This window comes from Polaribacter sp. HA6-7 (assembly GCF_055693625.1).
Window position 1 is genome coordinate 3,205,478 of sequence record NZ_CM146338.1, and the last position, 15,499, is coordinate 3,220,976.

General features: G+C 28.9%; 21 protein-coding genes and 2 pseudogenes. 10 read left to right on the forward strand and 13 right to left on the reverse strand.

Translation table 11 applies throughout. The annotated features are described in order from the left end of the window. Positions 1 to 443: 443 nt before the first annotated feature. The 3 genes from ACZ1HD_RS17935 to ACZ1HD_RS17945 are packed head-to-tail and all read right to left on the reverse strand — an operon-like array spanning position 444 to position 2,659. Positions 444 to 1,196 (reverse strand): carboxypeptidase-like regulatory domain-containing protein, encoded by a 753-nt coding sequence (locus ACZ1HD_RS17935; RefSeq protein ID WP_472688238.1) that lies wholly within the window; start codon positions 1,194 to 1,196, stop codon positions 444 to 446. Further along, positions 1,186 to 2,100, reverse strand: a complete 915-nt coding sequence (locus ACZ1HD_RS17940) for a FecR family protein (RefSeq protein WP_340931839.1) — start codon at positions 2,098 to 2,100, stop codon at positions 1,186 to 1,188. The genes ACZ1HD_RS17935 and ACZ1HD_RS17940 overlap by 11 nt, the downstream gene beginning before the upstream one ends. Positions 2,101 to 2,149: 49 nt before the next feature. Beyond that, positions 2,150 to 2,659 (reverse strand): RNA polymerase sigma factor, encoded by a 510-nt coding sequence (locus tag ACZ1HD_RS17945; protein WP_077810671.1) that lies wholly within the window; start codon positions 2,657 to 2,659, stop codon positions 2,150 to 2,152. A gap of 178 nt (positions 2,660 to 2,837) precedes the next feature. On the opposite strand from ACZ1HD_RS17945, the gene ACZ1HD_RS17950 reads away from it, so the two are divergent. The 4 genes from ACZ1HD_RS17950 to ACZ1HD_RS17965 all read left to right on the forward strand — a co-directional run bounded on the left by ACZ1HD_RS17950 (position 2,838) and on the right by ACZ1HD_RS17965 (position 5,348). Then, the gene (locus tag ACZ1HD_RS17950) at positions 2,838 to 3,890 is read left to right on the forward strand and encodes a hypothetical protein (protein ID WP_472688239.1); all 1,053 of its coding nucleotides are present in this window, start codon (positions 2,838 to 2,840) and stop codon (positions 3,888 to 3,890) included. Positions 3,891 to 3,968: 78 nt separating this feature from the next. Continuing rightward, complete coding sequence (locus tag ACZ1HD_RS17955; RefSeq protein WP_472688240.1) at positions 3,969 to 4,241, forward strand: hypothetical protein; 273 nt, start codon at positions 3,969 to 3,971, stop codon at positions 4,239 to 4,241. A 119-nt stretch (positions 4,242 to 4,360) separates the two neighbouring features. Beyond that, positions 4,361 to 4,744 (forward strand): hypothetical protein, encoded by a 384-nt coding sequence (locus ACZ1HD_RS17960; RefSeq protein ID WP_472688241.1) that lies wholly within the window; start codon positions 4,361 to 4,363, stop codon positions 4,742 to 4,744. 16 nt (positions 4,745 to 4,760) lie between these two features. Next, a complete protein-coding gene (locus ACZ1HD_RS17965; RefSeq protein ID WP_472688242.1) occupies positions 4,761 to 5,348 on the forward strand; it encodes a porin family protein in 588 nt (195 codons plus the stop codon). A 31-nt stretch (positions 5,349 to 5,379) separates the two neighbouring features. Here ACZ1HD_RS17965 and ACZ1HD_RS17970 read toward each other — a convergent pair whose 3' ends face one another. Further along, positions 5,380 to 5,970 (reverse strand): pseudouridine synthase, encoded by a 591-nt coding sequence (locus ACZ1HD_RS17970; protein WP_472688243.1) that lies wholly within the window; start codon positions 5,968 to 5,970, stop codon positions 5,380 to 5,382. Next, positions 5,960 to 6,811, reverse strand: a complete 852-nt coding sequence (locus ACZ1HD_RS17975) for an aldose 1-epimerase (protein ID WP_472688244.1) — start codon at positions 6,809 to 6,811, stop codon at positions 5,960 to 5,962. The genes ACZ1HD_RS17970 and ACZ1HD_RS17975 overlap by 11 nt, the downstream gene beginning before the upstream one ends. Before the next feature lie 53 nt (positions 6,812 to 6,864). On the opposite strand from ACZ1HD_RS17975, the pseudogene recA reads away from it, so the two are divergent. Both recA and ACZ1HD_RS17985 read left to right on the forward strand, forming a co-directional pair. Further along, positions 6,865 to 7,871: pseudogene (gene recA, locus ACZ1HD_RS17980) on the forward strand (recombinase RecA). Between the two features lie 81 nt (positions 7,872 to 7,952). After that, entirely contained in the window at positions 7,953 to 8,489 is a 537-nt protein-coding gene (locus tag ACZ1HD_RS17985; RefSeq protein ID WP_472688245.1) for a GNAT family N-acetyltransferase, read from the forward strand. Positions 8,490 to 8,496: 7 nt separating this feature from the next. Here ACZ1HD_RS17985 and ACZ1HD_RS17990 read toward each other — a convergent pair whose 3' ends face one another. Genes ACZ1HD_RS17990 through ACZ1HD_RS18010 form a run of 5 tightly spaced genes read right to left on the reverse strand, consistent with a single transcriptional unit; the run spans position 8,497 to position 10,345 of the window. After that, entirely contained in the window at positions 8,497 to 8,649 is a 153-nt protein-coding gene (locus tag ACZ1HD_RS17990; RefSeq protein WP_077810678.1) for a PspC domain-containing protein, read from the reverse strand. Positions 8,650 to 8,674: 25 nt separating this feature from the next. Further along, positions 8,675 to 9,040 carry a hypothetical protein gene (locus tag ACZ1HD_RS17995; RefSeq protein ID WP_340931824.1) on the reverse strand — a complete coding sequence of 122 codons (366 nt, stop codon included), beginning with the start codon at positions 9,038 to 9,040 and terminating at the stop codon, positions 8,675 to 8,677. A 1-nt stretch (position 9,041) separates the two neighbouring features. Continuing rightward, a complete protein-coding gene (gene dut, locus ACZ1HD_RS18000; protein ID WP_472688246.1) occupies positions 9,042 to 9,473 on the reverse strand; it encodes a dUTP diphosphatase in 432 nt (143 codons plus the stop codon). A 6-nt stretch (positions 9,474 to 9,479) separates the two neighbouring features. Beyond that, positions 9,480 to 9,671, reverse strand: a complete 192-nt coding sequence (locus ACZ1HD_RS18005) for a hypothetical protein (protein WP_472688247.1) — start codon at positions 9,669 to 9,671, stop codon at positions 9,480 to 9,482. 41 nt (positions 9,672 to 9,712) lie between these two features. Continuing rightward, positions 9,713 to 10,345, reverse strand: coding sequence for an alpha/beta hydrolase (locus tag ACZ1HD_RS18010; protein ID WP_472688248.1), 633 nt, complete (start codon positions 10,343 to 10,345; stop codon positions 9,713 to 9,715). 96 nt (positions 10,346 to 10,441) lie between these two features. Between ACZ1HD_RS18010 and ACZ1HD_RS18015 the strand changes: the two genes are divergently transcribed. The 3 genes from ACZ1HD_RS18015 to ACZ1HD_RS18025 are packed head-to-tail and all read left to right on the forward strand — an operon-like array spanning position 10,442 to position 12,139. Continuing rightward, entirely contained in the window at positions 10,442 to 11,437 is a 996-nt protein-coding gene (locus tag ACZ1HD_RS18015) for an NAD(P)H-dependent glycerol-3-phosphate dehydrogenase (protein WP_077810682.1), read from the forward strand. Between the two features lie 43 nt (positions 11,438 to 11,480). Then, complete coding sequence (locus ACZ1HD_RS18020; RefSeq protein ID WP_472688249.1) at positions 11,481 to 11,612, forward strand: hypothetical protein; 132 nt, start codon at positions 11,481 to 11,483, stop codon at positions 11,610 to 11,612. A 26-nt stretch (positions 11,613 to 11,638) separates the two neighbouring features. Further along, positions 11,639 to 12,139 (forward strand): hypothetical protein, encoded by a 501-nt coding sequence (locus tag ACZ1HD_RS18025; protein ID WP_472688250.1) that lies wholly within the window; start codon positions 11,639 to 11,641, stop codon positions 12,137 to 12,139. 53 nt (positions 12,140 to 12,192) lie between these two features. On the opposite strand, the gene ACZ1HD_RS18030 is transcribed toward ACZ1HD_RS18025, so the two are convergent. Together ACZ1HD_RS18030 and ACZ1HD_RS18035 are read right to left on the reverse strand one after the other, a co-directional pair. Then, positions 12,193 to 12,600, reverse strand: a complete 408-nt coding sequence (locus tag ACZ1HD_RS18030) for a hypothetical protein (RefSeq protein ID WP_079737800.1) — start codon at positions 12,598 to 12,600, stop codon at positions 12,193 to 12,195. A 298-nt stretch (positions 12,601 to 12,898) separates the two neighbouring features. After that, positions 12,899 to 13,234, reverse strand: coding sequence for a hypothetical protein (locus tag ACZ1HD_RS18035; RefSeq protein ID WP_472688251.1), 336 nt, complete (start codon positions 13,232 to 13,234; stop codon positions 12,899 to 12,901). A 175-nt stretch (positions 13,235 to 13,409) separates the two neighbouring features. On the opposite strand from ACZ1HD_RS18035, the pseudogene ACZ1HD_RS18040 reads away from it, so the two are divergent. Next, a pseudogene (locus tag ACZ1HD_RS18040) lies at positions 13,410 to 14,677 on the forward strand (MFS transporter). A 58-nt stretch (positions 14,678 to 14,735) separates the two neighbouring features. Here the strand turns inward: ACZ1HD_RS18040 and ACZ1HD_RS18045 are convergent. Continuing rightward, on the reverse strand, positions 14,736 to 15,392 hold the full coding sequence (locus ACZ1HD_RS18045; protein ID WP_472688252.1) for a DUF547 domain-containing protein: 657 nt from the start codon (positions 15,390 to 15,392) through the stop codon (positions 14,736 to 14,738). Between the last annotated feature and the right edge of the window lie 107 nt (positions 15,393 to 15,499).

Sequence of the window (15,499 nt, forward strand, 5' to 3'; positions counted from 1 at the left end):
TGGCTCTAATTGCATGATTGTAATTAAGATCGTATAAAACTTTAAACGAATAATCGTAGAAGAAAAACTTAGATTCTGCGTTGTTAACACTGTTAGAAGCAATAGAATTATCTTGAAAACTTCTATTAAAATAATTGGTATAAGTTGGTGTGTTTAAAAAATCTGTAAAAGATCTTCTACCGAAACATGCAATTCTAAATTATCTTTAATTGGTATTTGTACAAAAGCATCTGCACTTATCAAATTAAAACCTGCGCCGCCGTGAAAATTTATTCGTTATTCTATTCGAGGTTTCCATATTAATTGTTGATGAAACTCCATCGGAAAAAACACTACTTGTACCATTTTTAGTAACCGTAACTTTTTTTGTTAAATACGGATTGTAAGCAGAAATTAAACCAAAAAATGACCTGCATGGTACATTTTAATTCCGTCCCAAAGCATTAAATTCGGTCGTTTGTACCACCTCTAACATTTATATTAGAAATACTTTCGTTTACACTTTCTACGCCTGGTAAAATTTTAATAGTTTTTAAAATATCGGGTTCTATTAATCCTGGTAAAATTCCGAATTTTTCTGTGTTTAAAATTGTGCTTCCATCGGCACTTTTTTGCAAGCCAGAAGTTAAAAACTTTTGCATTGTAATTTCTGATAAAATTTCTGAAGATTCTTCTAAATACAATTGTTTACAATTAGCATTTAGAAATAATTCTTTAGCAGAAATTTCTAAGTTTTTAAAACCGATATATGATATATTTATTACAGATTTTACCGGCACATTTTGCAAATAAAAAGATCCGTTTGTATTTGATGTTGTTCCTAAATTATAACCATTTACTTTTATAGATGCTAAAGCTAAAGGCATAAGATTTTGACTTTCTAATACGTTTCCGCAGATATTTATAGTTTTATTTAAAAACGAAACTGTTACATATCTGTTGTCTAATGTTTTAAATTGTAAATAAGTTTTATCGTTTAGATAACTTAAAAGAGATTCTAAAGAAATACCTGTTTGTGGTGCTATAATTTTTATGTTTTCGATGTCATCATCAGAATAAGAAAACTTAATATCGTATGTTTTTTCTAAGGAAATTAGCAAAGAAGAAAGCCCAACTTTAGAAGACGATTTCTGAGCATAATTTATACTTGTAGTAAGTAAAAAACCTAATAAAATTATAGCTATTTTATTGATCATATGTAAAGATCGTAATTGTTTTACCATCAATCTTATAAGACAACTGCAACGGTATTGTTACCGATTGTAATGCAACATTAATATCTAAATGTGTAAAGCCACCAGAATATAAAGTTTCTAAATTAATGTTGTTAGTTGTAATTGTATAACCAAATTGATTTTCTATTTCTTTAAGTACAAATTTTAACTGTGTACTTTTAAAATTAGATTCTTTTTGTAACCAAGATTTTTCTGTTGTATCAAAAGTAGTATTAGTATCTATAATACCGTTTACAACTTTAAAAATTGTTCCTTTAGGTAATTTTACAAGTGTGTCTTTATAAGCTACGCTTACCAAACCTTCGTATGTTTTTACTTCGAAATAATTGGCTCTTTCTTTAACATTAAATTGCGTACCAAGAACGGTAACATTACCTATTTCTGTATTTACAGTAAATTTCTCACCTTTTTGTACTTTAAAAAATGCTTCTCCGTCTAGGGTTAAATTTCTATTATTTTCCCACTCTTTTTTAACATAAGAAACGTTAGAATTTGCATTTAAAATAACTTCTGAATTATCGGGTAAATTAAAGGTTTTAGTTTCTGCGAATTCTGTAGTATAATTGGTATCGTTACTATAAAGTAAAAAGTAACTAGTTGTTAACAATACTGCAATAACTGCCGCGTATTTAAAGACTTTATTAAAACTAAAAGCAATAACTTTTTGTTTTTTGGTTTTGTTTTGAGTTTTTAATTTTAAGTCTGCCAATGCATTTTCTACATTAACTTTAGGTGTTTCTATTTGCGATGTGTAATGCGCAATTTTTTCTAAAGTATCAAAACCTTCATTTTCTTTTAAACGCAGTAATTCTTCATCAGAAATATCTCTGTTTAGCCATTTTAATATGTCTTTGTTATTTTCCATTTTTTAGACTTCTATATATATAACAACTAAATGTTTATTTACCCTACTTTTAAATTCCATCTATTTTACTTCTTAATTTTTTAAGGGCAGAAGACATTCTTTTTTCAACTGCTTTTTGTGATATTTCTAGCATTTCTGCTATTTCTCTGTATTTTTTGCCGTCTATTCTATTCATCAGAAAAACTTCTCTTTCACCTTCGGTTAAGTTTTCTATGGCATTTTTAAGTTTATTTTTAAATTCTTCTTCTTCTAATAAATACTCCGGACTTTGATTGTTAACATCTAAATACGGACTATTTTTTGCATACTCGAAAACAACCTTTTCGTGCTTAACTTTATTTAAAAAAAGATTGTTAACAACTGTAAATAAGTAAGATTTAGCTTTAGAAAAATCTATTTTTGCACAATTTTCCCATATTTTTATAAAAGCTTCTTGCGCTAAATCTAAAGACGTATTTTTATTGCCGGATTTGTAGTAAGCAAAGTTACTAGCAGACTGTATATGAGATGTGTAAAACTCATTAAAATAAATTTCGTCGCAAAGAGATTTATTAGTCATTGTAGGGTTTTAGATTATAAAAATAAAAAAATAGAATACAAAGGTAGGGTAAATAAATGTTTAGTTGTTTAACTAACAGAAGGGCAAAAAAATAGTCTTTCAAAAAAAGTAGGGTAAAATAAAATTGAGTTGTCTTACTAACAGAAACAATAAACATTTATTATTAAAACGTATTAAAATGAAAACATTAAAATTAATTACAGTATTTGCATTAACAGCAGTTTTAGGATTTACATCTTGTCAATCAGAAGAAAATACAGAAGTTGGTTCTAATCCAAACGCAAACTCTTCTACATCGCCAACCGCTTCTAATTTTGAAAGAGCTTCTATGAACGATGGTTCTGATGATGATTTTTTAGATGGTAATGCGTGTACAGAGTTGTTATTTCCTTTAACAGCAACAGTAAACGGACAAAATATTTCAATAATATCTGAATTAGATTTTTCTGCAGTTTTAGAAATTTTTGCAGAATTTAATGATGATGCAGATAATGTTACATTTAACTTTCCTATAAAAGTAAGAACTAGTAATTACACAGAAGTAACAGTTAATAATCAAGAAGAATTAGACGCTTTAAATGCAGAATGTGAAAGTGCAGAAGCAGAAGGTAGAGACGCTATTTCTTGTATAGATTTTAATTTTCCTATTACAATGTTAACGTACGATATTGCTTTAGAGCAAACAGGTACAGTTGTTTTACAATCTGAAAAGCAATTATATACTTTTATGACTGGTTTACAAGCAGATGAATTTTTTACAGTTAATTATCCTGTAAGTGCAACATTAAGCAATGGTACAACTGTTCAATTAAATTCTGATGCAGAGTTTAGAGATTCAATTTCAGATTGTGTTCAATTTGAAGAAGAAGAAGATGAGGCTGCAACAATGGCTGCAGAAGTAGAAGCAACTTTAACAAACACACAATTTAAAGTACAAAGTTTTGTAAACGCAGGTGTTAATACTGCAGCAGATTTTGCAGATTGGTCGATAGAGTTCACAAACGATCTTAAATTAGTTGCTAAAAATAATGTAAACGCTACATTATCAGAAATAGAAGGTACCTATGCTGTAAGTTCAGATACATCAGTATTTTTAAACGTTGCATTTGGTAGCAATAATACTGTTAGTGCTTTAAATAACGATTGGGTTATTGCTTCTTACAGCGATACAATGGTTGCTTTACAAAGTAAAACAGATGCTAGCATTACATTAACTTTTCAGAAACTTTAATAGTAAAAAAATAATAGAATTACTTTACAATTGTTATGTAATTAATAGCAATTGTAAAGTTTTAAAGAACAATCAATAATGATAAAATTTTTATTAAAAGTATTTTTAGTTTGTTTAATAATTACATCTTGTTCATCAGAAACAGATATAATTACAGAATCAGAAACACCTATAAATGTTAATTTAAATAGACAACAAACAGGTTCTTCTGCTAACGATTTACTTTCTGCTTCTGCTTTTAAAAAAATGATTGTTGAAGTTGCTTATATAGAAGGTTTTAAACCAACAGAAACAGCTTTAAATAACTTTAAAAATTTTATAAACGATAGAACTTTTAAACCGAAGGTGTAACTTTTGTAGAAAAATCAATAGAAAATACAGGTAAAACAACTTATACTTTAGATGAGGTTGTAGAAATTGAAAAAGTAAACAGAACACAATACAACACAAATAATACAATTGCAGTTTGGGTGTTATTTATTGATGGTAAATCATCTAAAGACACCAACCAAGGTGCAATTTTAGGAACCGCTTATTGGAACACTTCTTTTGTTATTTACGAAGAAACAATACAAGGTTTAAGCGATAGCACATTCGAGCCAAATAGAAGCCTTTTAGAAAGCTCTGTTATTCATCACGAATTTGGTCATATTTTAGGTTTAACAAATCTAGGAACCGATCTACAAAGTGATCATGAAGATGAAGAACATCCAAAACATTGCATCGAACAAGATTGTTTAATGTATTGGGCCGCAGAATCTAGCCAAGGAATTGGCAATATGGTTTCTGGCGGAAGTTTACCAACTTTAGATGCACAATGTTTAGCAGATTTAAGGGCAAATGGCGGTAAATAATTTAAAATTTTAAAAAATGAAAACATTATATTTTACAATAGCTTTAATGTTTATTACAAGTATAACATTATACGCACAAGACAGAAAAAACTCAGCTTCGGCTGGTATTAAAGGTGGTTACAATTTATCTTCTGTAAGTTTCGACGGAACATCTGAAACTTCTAATTTACACGGATTTCATATTGGTATTTATGGTGAATCTTACATTGGTAAACACATTGCAATTCAGCCAGAGATTTTATACTCACAACAAGGTTATAAAATAATTGATGATAACCGTACTTACACACAAAAATTAGAATACATAAACGTGCCTTTAATGTTAAAAATGTATCCAGTTAAAAGCTTTTTTATAGAAGCTGGTCCGCAAATAGGATTTTCGATTTCACACAAAGAAACTTTTGATGCTGGTTTTGTTTTATATGATACAGAACAAGAGTTTGAACCAAGTAATTTTGATTGGGGTGTAAATGTTGGTGCTGGTTTTAAAAGTGATGCAGGTGTTAGTTTAGGTGCCGGATATCATATTGGTCAAAGTGATATTTATGACCAAGACAAACCAAAAAATAGAGTAGTACAAATCTATTTAGGATTTGAATTTTAGTTAGAGCTAAAAATAAAAAAGAGAAGTAATTTTACTTCTCTTTTTCTATTAAATTAGTTATTTCTTTAACGCCGCCCACTTCTAAATCTCCTAAAAGTATATCGCCAATTCTTACTCTAATTAAGCGCAAAGTTGGTAACCCAACAGCAGCAGTCATTTTTCTAACTTGCCTAAATTTACCTTCTCTAATTATTATAGAAACCCAACTTGTTGGGCCATGTCTTTCATCTCTTATTTTCTGACTTCTTAACGGAAATTTAGGATCATCAATTATAAAAGCTTTTCCGGGTTTTGTGGTATATTTCTTACCATTAAAACCTATTTCTACACCATTTCTTAATTGCTCAACTTCCTTTTCAGTTATAACACCATCTACTTGTACATAATATTCTTTTTCGTATTTTCTAGATCTAATTTCTGCGGATACTTTACCATCTGTAGTTAAAAGTAATAAACCTTCAGAAGGCACATCTAGACGACCAATAGCCATTGTTCCTTCAGGAAAATCGTACAAATCTCCTAATAATTTTTTCCGCTTCGCGGGATTTATAAACTGAGAAATCATTCCCCAAGGTTTATGAATCATAAAATGATGATGATTTTCCGGCAAACTATAATACATTTAAAATTACAGAAAATTCATTTTTACCCTTAGACAAACTCATGTTTTCTTCCGAAAATTTTTGATTTGTATAAGAAGTATATTGCGTTATTGGTTCTATACAAAGCATGTTGTCAACTTCTGTCCTCAGCATAAAGTTATTAAAACCAATTGTGGTAATTTCTAAGTCGTTTTTATTGATGTTTTTTAACGTAATTTTTTCTGTACCTAATACCGGAAAAGCGTTTGAGCCAGCTTTATAAACATCTTTTAATGTAATTTTTTCTTTACCTGCTTCTAAAATTTCTTTACCAGTATTAGACAATAAAAAAGCAGGATGATAGCCTAACATAAACGGCATTCCTTCTTCAGAATGTATAATAAAATCTATTTTTAAAATATCATTTTCTAAAGTAAAATGTTTTTCAAACGTAAAATTAAAAGGCCAATTAAGGTGTTCTTCTTTTGATTTAACAGGAAACTTACTATTTGTAACTAAAGTATTTTTAATGTATTCTTTTTTAAATTTTGCAGAAGTTTCATCCGAAGAAATTAAATTATAATCTAATTCTCGTAACAAACCATGCTGATCTAAAATAGCGTCGCCATTTTTTGTATGTACTCTAAAATTATTTTTAACCGTAGGACCAATTACCGGAAACATTTCATCATCAGAATTTCGCCAACCTTTATTTCCTTTTTGATGTATAAATTCTTGGTTGTTTTTTATAAAACTGATTAACTCTCCTTTTTCTATTATAACAGTAGAAAAATTGTTTTGTAAGATTACCTTGGTTTTCATTTGCATAAATAATTTGTGTAAAAATAGTATAAATTTGACTCTTTTTTTTAGTGAATTCATCTTAGTTTTTTGTAACTTGTGGCACTTATTTAAAAATAAAACAAGCAAGATTTATGGCGGCAGATAAAGAAAAAGCAGCAAAACTTAAAGCACTTCAACTTACTCTAGATAAGCTAGATAAGACATATGGTAAAGGTTCTGTAATGAAATTAGGTGATGTAGTTACAGAAGATATAGATGCAATTTCATCTCGGTTCTTTAGGTTTAGATTTGGCTTTAGGCGTAGGTGGTTATCCAAGAGGTAGAGTTATAGAAATTTACGGACCGAATCTTACGGTAAAACAACTTTAACGTTACACGCAATTGCAGAAGCACAAAAAGCTGGTGGTATTGCAGCTTTTATTGATGCAGAACATGCATTCGATAAATTTTATGCAGAAAACTTAGGTGTAGATATAGATAATTTAATAATTTCTCAACCAGACCATGGTGAGCAAGCATTAGAAATTGCAGAAAACTTAATTCGTTACGGTGCAATTGATATTGTTGTTATTGATTCTGTAGCAGCATTAACACCAAAATCTGAAATAGAAGGAGAAATGGGAGATTCTAAAATGGGTCTTCATGCACGTTTAATGTCGCAAGCATTACGTAAATTAACAGGTACTATTTCTAAAACAAAATGTACAGTTATATTTATTAACCAATTAAGAGAAAAAATTGGTGTAATGTTTGGTAACCCGAAACAACAACGGGTGGTAATGCATTAAAGTTTTATGCTTCTGTTAGATTAGATATTAGAAGAAGAACACAAATTAAAGACGGAGACCGAGTTATTGGTAACAGTACAAAGGTTAAAATTGTTAAAAATAAAGTTGCACCACCTTTTCAAATTACAGAGTTTGATATTATGTATGGGCAAGGAATATCTAAAGTTGGTGAAATTTTAGATATTGGTGTAGATTTAGGTATTGTTAAGAAAAGTGGATCTTGGTTTAGTTACGGAGAGACAAAATTAGGTCAAGGTAGAGATGCCGTTAAAGGTTTAATTAAAGACAACCCTGAATTGGCAGAAGAACTTGAAGGTAAAATAAAAGCTGCTATCGAAAATCAAGAATAAGTTTATTTAAAAGTTCTAACTATTATAAACTGCCATAGAATTAATCAATCTATGGCAGTTTTTTATTATATTTAATTAGTTATGATTAAAATTACAGAAGATCTTACATTAAGAAATATTTTACTTTCTGATGCAGAGGTTTTATATACCTTAATGAAAACAGTATATCTGTCTGCATACAGTCATTTTTGGAAAGATAAAGGAGATTGGTATTTTAACTATCAATATTCTAAAGAAAACCTAGAACAAGAGCTTTTACAAGAGAATTCTTCTTATTACTTTATCTGTTGTAAGAATGAAGTAGTTGGTAATATCAGAATTATTTGGGATGAAAACTTAGAAGGTTTATCCGAAGAAAAACAATTAAAATTACATAGATTATATCTTCATAAAAAAACTCAAGGCAAAGGTTTTGGTAAAAAAATAGTAAATTGGTTAGAAAATTTAGCAAAACAAAAAGATTATAGTGTTTTATGGCTAGACGCTATGAATATGCAAGAACAAGCATTTCAGTTTTATAAAAAATTAGATTATAAATACCATTCACATACTTTTTTACCTTTCGAATTATTACACGACGAGGTAAGAAAAATGAGCCAAGTTTATAAGCTTTTATAATCTTAATTTATTCTTTAGAAAGAATTTTTACCAACCATAAAATAAAGTAAGCACCAATACCTAAACCTGCAAATAAAACAAGAAGTACAAATAGAATTCTAATGTTTTTTGCTGAAAATTGCGTTTTTGTACTTAACCATTCGCATACACCTAAAATCATAATTTAAATTTATTTAGTTTATTTATTATCCTTTAAAAGGAGGGATTTCTCGAACTAATCGTTCTATTTCTTTAACAATTTCAATTCTACTTTTAGATTTTAATTCGAAATGTAAATTTTCCCAATCTGCATCAAAAGAAACTTCTTTAGATTTAGAGTTGATGATTTCTTTTAAATTAAGAACTCTTAAATAAAAGTATCCGTTTACATCATTTTCCGGCCTATAATCTAAATTTATAGCACGCTTTAAACTGTAATTATTTAGATGTAATAAAGAGCTAGAATCTAGGTAATGCATGGTTTCTATAGAAGGATCAATTTCATAAAATAAATTCCACTCTACATGCCAACTATTTGTAATTCTTAAAGGCTGTAAATCTATTTCATCCATTTTAAACGCCTGTGCTTCCAAAACCTCCAGAACCTCTTTCTGTTTCGCTAAGTATATCTACTTCTTGCCAAACAACTCTTTCATGTTTTGCAATTAATAATTGAGCAATTCTTTCACCATCATTTACAATAAAATCTTCATTAGAAAGATTTACTAAAATTACACCGATTTCTCCCCTGTAATCTGCATCTACAGTACCAGGAGAATTTAATACGGTAATTCCTTTTTTTGCAGCCAAACCACTTCTAGGTCTAACTTGTGCTTCAAAACCGATTGGTAAGGCTATAAATAAGCCCGTTTTAATAATGGCTCTTTCTAAAGGTTTTAGTGTTATTGCTTCTTCTATATTAGCTTTTAAATCCATACCAGCAGCACCATTTGTTTCGTAATTTGGTGTAGCGTGTTTAGATTTGTTTATAATTTGTACGTTCATTTTTATTTATAAATTGAATAAGTAAGTTATTGTTTCTAAAAATTCTGATTTCCAAAAGGATTCTGTATGCGCACCGTTTGCAGCAACCTTAGTTTTTATATTATTTTGATTAAAACCATTATCTATTAATCTTTCGGCCATATTTTCTGTATCTGGCACCATAGAACCACCTTCTTTATCGCCAACTAATAAATACAATTTTGTGTTTTTTAGGTTTGCGTGTTGTTCTGCAAAAGAATTTACTTTGTTAGAAAACCAAAAGAAGTAGAAAGTGCACCAATTTTACCAAATACTTTTGGATGTTTTAAACCGGCATAAAAAGAAATTAAACCGCCTAAAGAACTACCAATAATAGCAGTGTTTTCTGCAGTGGTTTTAGTTTTATAATTTTTATCTATGTATGGTTTTAAGGTGTTTACCAAGAAATCTGAATAAACGTGTCCTTTACCGCCACCATATTTTGTGTTAGACCAAGGTGTGTATTCTTCAATTCTTTTTTCTCCGCCATTTTCTACACCCACAACAATAAAACCCTTTTTAGTTTTATTATATAAATTATCTAAAGTTTCATCAACTTCCCACTCGCCAGCAAAAGAGGTTTTTGCATCAAATAGATTTTGAGCATCGTGCATGTAAATTACTGGATATTTATTTTTTGAAGTTGTATAATTTGGGGGTAAATACACCCAAACTTTATGTGAAATTGTATTTAGATTTTTAATAACAAATTCTTTCTCTAAAATAGAAACAGTACCTTTTGTTTCTGTTTGTTTTATAATTTTAACGTTAGATTTTTCTTTGGATTGTGATGCAACTTTACAAGATGTTATCAATAAAAAAACACTAAAAAGAATAGAGATTTGTATTTTCATAATAAAGTTTGAAGTCTTACAAATATAATAATTCATACTAGCATTCATCATTAGATAGTAAATTTCTTACTTTTGGGGCATAAAATTTATAAATAAATGAATAATCAGAAAAAAATAGCGGTTATAGGTGGAGGAAGTTGGGCAACTGCAATTGTGAAGATGCTTTCAGAAAATTTAGAAACTGTTGGTTGGTATATGCGAAGCAAATCTGCCATAGATCATATAAAAAAGAACAATCATAATCCTAATTATTTAAGATCTGCAGATGTATATGCAAGTCAGTTAGATTTATCTAGCGATATTAATAAAATGGTAGAAAACTACGATGTTTTAATTTTCGCTATTCCGTCTGCATTTTTAGTTGGTGAGTTAGAAAAATTGAAGAAATCGTTAAAAGGAAAAATAATTTTTTCTGCAATAAAAGGTATCGTTCCAGAGACTGGTTTAATTGTTGGCGAGCATTTTCATAATGTTTATGATATTCCTTATGAAAAAATTGGAGTTATTACAGGGCCTTGTCACGCAGAAGAAGTTGCTATGGAACGCTTGTCTTACTTAACAATTGCATGTCAAAACCAAGAAAATGCGAAGTTAATGAGCAAATCTCTTAAAAGTTGGTATATAAAAACTAAAATTTCTGATGACATTATTGGTACAGAATATGCCGCAATGTTAAAGAATATTTATGCAGTTGCTGCTGGTATTGCACATGGTTTGGGTTACGGAGACAACTTTCAATCTGTGTTAATGAGTAATGCGATTAGAGAAATGAAACGCTTTATTAAAAAAGTTCATAAAATGAAGCGAAACATTAATAACTCTGCTTATTTAGGTGATTTATTAGTTACAGGTTATTCTGTTTTTAGTAGAAACAGACAATTTGGTAATATGGTTGGTAAAGGTTACACTGTAAAATCTGCACAAATGGAAATGAGTATGGTTGCAGAGGGTTTTTATGCTACAAAAAGTGCTTTTAAAATGACAGCGCAAAACGGAGCAAACACACCAATTATTAATGCGGTTTACAACGTTTTATACAATAATAAAGACGCTAAAAAAGAATTTAAAAAGTTAACCAATAAATTAGATTAAATGTTTAATTTTGAACATTAGTATGTTATATTAAACAATAAGTATGAAAACAATACAAGAAGTTGTAGAAAGTACCATTAGAAAAACACCATTTATTGAAGAGGCGTTGCATGAAAAATTAATAAATGTTTCTTCTTTGGCTAGAATTATTTTACCGAAGTATCTACTTTACTAAAAAAAGATGTTAAGGTTGGTGCAGTAATGATGGCAATTAACAGGCTTTCTCCTGCTAGCGAACTTCGTATTAGAAAGAATATAAAAAAGTTAGCTTTAGATTTGGGTGATGTAATTGTAAGATCAGATTTATGTGATTTTACTTTTAAAAACACACCATCTCTTTTAAAAGAAATTGCAAAAATTCTAACGAAATCATCAGAAAATTCTGATTACTTCTTAACCGTTTCTCAAGGAATTTTCGAGACAAATATTGTTACAAGTAAAAATTTACAACCATTTGTAAACGAAATATTCGAAAAAGAAACGTTAATATCTAACGTATTAGATTTGGCTTCTATTACAATAAAGTTGCCAAAAGAAAACTTAGAACAATCGGGTATTTATTACTTTATTTTAAAACAATTAGCTTGGGCAGATATTCCGTTACAAGAAATTATTTCTACTACTAATGAAATGACAATTGTTGTAAAAGAGCAAGATATTAATCAAACTTTTGCCATTTTAATGGACATGAAATTGAACTAAAAAAAGGCTTAAAGTGTAAACTTTAAGCCTTTTTTTATATTTTTTCTTTCTTTCTATTGTTCGTTAGAAGTAACCAAAACATCCGGTCTTTGGTAAGAATTATTTGCTGGCATAATGTTATAAATTCTTTTCACCTTCATAGTCTCACCAGTAGGCACTCCGTTATCAAATAACATTACATCTACCCACTTGTAAAAAATTGTAAATCTATCTCCAATTAATCCTTCGTCAAATAAACTAATTTTACTTGGTGATGATTTCGCTTCATCGTGAAATACAATTGCTTCTCCGTTATTAAATTCAAATTTAAAGTTATCACTAACGTTTAAACCTTTAAAAGTAGCAGTTAAAGTTTTCTCGTTACTTGTTTTTGTAGTTTCTTGTGCATTTGTACTTTGTGCATTAAAAGATAAAATGGCAACAAATAAAAAGGCAACTGTTTGAGTAAATAATTTTTTCATAATTTCTAATATTTTAAAGTTTTTATTGATTGATGACAATTTTAATTATTGTCTTTCTTTATAGATTAAGGTTTTAAAATGTATCCTTTACTTCTGATACAAAGTAACGGCCTAATTATATTTTAGATTAACCCATATGTAAAAAACGTTAACCCAAAAAGAAAATTCATTCAACAATTTTAACAGATTATACAACTGTATATCAGTATTTAAAAATGTTATCTTTTAAATGAGCACAAAAAAACCAGCATAAAGCCGGCTTTTCATAATTAATTGAAAATAGTTCTAATTCTTATAATTATAGTAAACTATAATTAAAAATTCTCTTAACTTTCATGGTTTTTCCTGTAGCTATACCTTGTTCATTAAATAAATGTACATCTACCCATTTATAAGAAACTTTAATTCTTTTGCCTATTAAACCTTCATCCCAAAGGGTAATAGAACTTTTAAAAGATTGATCTTCATCATGAAAAACAATAGGATTTCCCTTGCTGTCTTCAAACTTAAAATTATCTGAAACCGTCATTCCTTTATAAATTGCAGTTATCGATTTTTCGTTTGATTGTGCATTAGAGCTCATACTAAATAAGCTTGTAATAATAAATACTATTAATAATGTAATTTTTTTCATCTGTATATTTTTTAAGGTTGATGTCATTCTTGTTCATTAATAAGACAACTCTATTTAGAATTACCCTACTTTTGTTTTTAAATAATTTTTAGTTGAAAACAAAAAGAACTCGAAAGACTTACGATTTTAATTAAGAAAAGGTTTTTTAAAAGTTCAATATTTAAATTTTTTTAAAATGAAAAAGCTCGATCCATACGCAGCATTAAGAATTAGAGAATTTAATATTTTCTTATTTGTACGTTTTTTATTGGTTTTTGGTTGGTCTATGCAGTTTATTGTAATCGAATGGCAAGTATATTCGATTACAAAAGATCCGTTATCTTTGGGTATTATTGGTTTAATGGAAATTATACCGGCATTTACAATGGCATTATTTGCGGGTCATATTGTAGATCAAAAAGAAAAAAGAAATCTATTAGCCTTATGTACAGCAGCATTTTCTTTAATTAGTTTAGGGTTATTTTTACTAACTACAGACAGTGTAATAAATAGTTGGTCTACCAATGCAATACTATATTCTATATATGGTTTGGTTTTTTTGGTGGATTTTTAAGATCTTTTTTCGGACCAACAATATTTTCTTTAGTAGCCTTACTTGTTCCTAAAAATATTTACCATAATGCAGCAACCTGGAGCACAAGTACCTGGAAAACTGCTTCCGTTTCCGGTGCTTTAGCCGCAGGATTTTTAATAAGTTGGATTGGTGTAGACAAAACTCTTTGCTTAGTTTTTATTTTAGTAATTTTATCTTTAATTTTTACCTTTTTAATTAAAAAGAAACCGATTTTAAATAAAAAAATAGGTGAACCAATGAAAGAAAGTTTAAAGGCAGGAATTAGTTTTGTCTTTAAAAACAAAGCAATTTTAGGCGTTTTAACTCTAGACATGATTGCTGTTTTATTTGGAGGTACAGTTGCTATTTTATCTGTATTTGCACAAGATGTTTTAAAAGTTGGTCCAGAAGGTTTTGGTATTTTAAATGCTTCTATTTCTATGGGAAGTATCGTAACAATGTTTTTAACAACATATATTCCCATTAATAAAAATACAGGTAAAAAAATGTTAGTATCTGTCTTTATTTTTGGACTTAGTATAATTGCCTTCGGATTATCTTCTATATTTTGGGTAAGTATTACGGCGTTGTTTATAAGTGGTGCTGCAGACGGAATATCGATGGTTATTAGACAAACCATTTTACAGTTAAAAACACCAGACGATATGCGAGGTAGAGTTTCTTCTGTAAACTCTATGTTTGTTGGTTCATCGAACGAATTAGGTGCTTTTGAGAGTGGTTTAGCTGCAAAACTTATTGGCCCAGTGGCGGCCGTAGTTTTTGGTGGAACAATGACTTTATTAACTGTTGGTGTAACCGCTTTAAAAAACCCAGTTTTAAGAGATTTAGATTTATCAGAAGAAATAGAAAACAATCAAAAAGAAGTTTAAAAAAAGCCTTCTATTTACTAAAATAGAAGGCTTTTTTCTAAAAATAAATATTGGTAAACTAGTTAGGAATTTTTCTGAAATTACCTAAACTTAATGTCCAATCGTAATTATTAAATTCTAATTTTTTAGGTTTTTCTGATGTAATCTTGTAATCGGCTAAAATTTGTCTTGCGCCACACAAACCACCAAAATCTGCTCTAAACCAAGAGAACAAAGAAACTGATTTGGCTGTTCTTGTATCTTTATTATAGGTAGTTTGTTCTTTTAAGTATTCCGTTGTCATAAAATCGAACTCTTTATCTAAACCTTCTGCTGTAAACTTTGCTACTGGCGGACAACTTTTAGCACCACAATTTAGAGCAAAATGAATTCTCCAATCAATATTTTTTACACGTAATTTACGTTCCCATTTTGGTCTAAAATACTTTCTTAAATAACCCCAACTTAGTTTTATTCTAGATCTTCTTAAAATATCGTGTTCTATATCATCAAAAGATAAAATTTCACCAGCAATTTTTACACGTTCTTTTTTAAAATATGCGCCTCTATCTTCGTATTCTTTAGGGTTTTCTGTTAAAGATATTTGAATAAAAGAATTGTAAACATTAACCCAAAAAGCAATTTTATGCTTGTCGGTTTTTAATTGTGTCACCAAATTTTCTAAAGTACTTTCTTCTAAGATTTTAACTTCTTTTGCATACGATTTTCCATCCATAATATTTTGTAATAAATCTTGAGAAACCTCATTATAATTTATGTTATCTTGTGCAACAAGGTTAAAACTAAAAGCAAAAGCAAGTATTAAAAAAACTGTTTCATATA

What these genes read in the sequence shown, in the direction of transcription:
- ACZ1HD_RS17935 (WP_472688238.1), bottom strand. Translation starts at nt 1,196, where the DNA reads ATGATCAATAAAATAGCTATAATTTTATTAGGTTTTTTACTTACTACA.
- ACZ1HD_RS17940 (WP_340931839.1), bottom strand. Translation starts at nt 2,100, where the DNA reads ATGGAAAATAACAAAGACATATTAAAATGGCTAAACAGAGATATTTCT.
- ACZ1HD_RS17945 (WP_077810671.1), bottom strand. Translation starts at nt 2,659, where the DNA reads ATGACTAATAAATCTCTTTGCGACGAAATTTATTTTAATGAGTTTTAC.
- ACZ1HD_RS17950 (WP_472688239.1), top strand. Translation starts at nt 2,838, where the DNA reads ATGAAAACATTAAAATTAATTACAGTATTTGCATTAACAGCAGTTTTA.
- ACZ1HD_RS17955 (WP_472688240.1), top strand. Translation starts at nt 3,969, where the DNA reads ATGATAAAATTTTTATTAAAAGTATTTTTAGTTTGTTTAATAATTACA.
- ACZ1HD_RS17965 (WP_472688242.1), top strand. Translation starts at nt 4,761, where the DNA reads ATGAAAACATTATATTTTACAATAGCTTTAATGTTTATTACAAGTATA.
- ACZ1HD_RS17970 (WP_472688243.1), bottom strand. Translation starts at nt 5,970, where the DNA reads ATGTATTATAGTTTGCCGGAAAATCATCATCATTTTATGATTCATAAA.
- ACZ1HD_RS17975 (WP_472688244.1), bottom strand. Translation starts at nt 6,811, where the DNA reads ATGAATTCACTAAAAAAAAGAGTCAAATTTATACTATTTTTACACAAA.
- ACZ1HD_RS17985 (WP_472688245.1), top strand. Translation starts at nt 7,953, where the DNA reads ATGATTAAAATTACAGAAGATCTTACATTAAGAAATATTTTACTTTCT.
- ACZ1HD_RS17990 (WP_077810678.1), bottom strand. Translation starts at nt 8,649, where the DNA reads ATGATTTTAGGTGTATGCGAATGGTTAAGTACAAAAACGCAATTTTCA.
- ACZ1HD_RS17995 (WP_340931824.1), bottom strand. Translation starts at nt 9,040, where the DNA reads ATGGATGAAATAGATTTACAGCCTTTAAGAATTACAAATAGTTGGCAT.
- dut (WP_472688246.1), bottom strand. Translation starts at nt 9,473, where the DNA reads ATGAACGTACAAATTATAAACAAATCTAAACACGCTACACCAAATTAC.
- ACZ1HD_RS18010 (WP_472688248.1), bottom strand. Translation starts at nt 10,345, where the DNA reads ATGAAAATACAAATCTCTATTCTTTTTAGTGTTTTTTTATTGATAACA.
- ACZ1HD_RS18015 (WP_077810682.1), top strand. Translation starts at nt 10,442, where the DNA reads ATGAATAATCAGAAAAAAATAGCGGTTATAGGTGGAGGAAGTTGGGCA.
- ACZ1HD_RS18020 (WP_472688249.1), top strand. Translation starts at nt 11,481, where the DNA reads ATGAAAACAATACAAGAAGTTGTAGAAAGTACCATTAGAAAAACACCA.
- ACZ1HD_RS18025 (WP_472688250.1), top strand. Translation starts at nt 11,639, where the DNA reads ATGATGGCAATTAACAGGCTTTCTCCTGCTAGCGAACTTCGTATTAGA.
- ACZ1HD_RS18030 (WP_079737800.1), bottom strand. Translation starts at nt 12,600, where the DNA reads ATGAAAAAATTATTTACTCAAACAGTTGCCTTTTTATTTGTTGCCATT.
- ACZ1HD_RS18035 (WP_472688251.1), bottom strand. Translation starts at nt 13,234, where the DNA reads ATGAAAAAAATTACATTATTAATAGTATTTATTATTACAAGCTTATTT.
- ACZ1HD_RS18045 (WP_472688252.1), bottom strand. Translation starts at nt 15,392, where the DNA reads ATGGATGGAAAATCGTATGCAAAAGAAGTTAAAATCTTAGAAGAAAGT.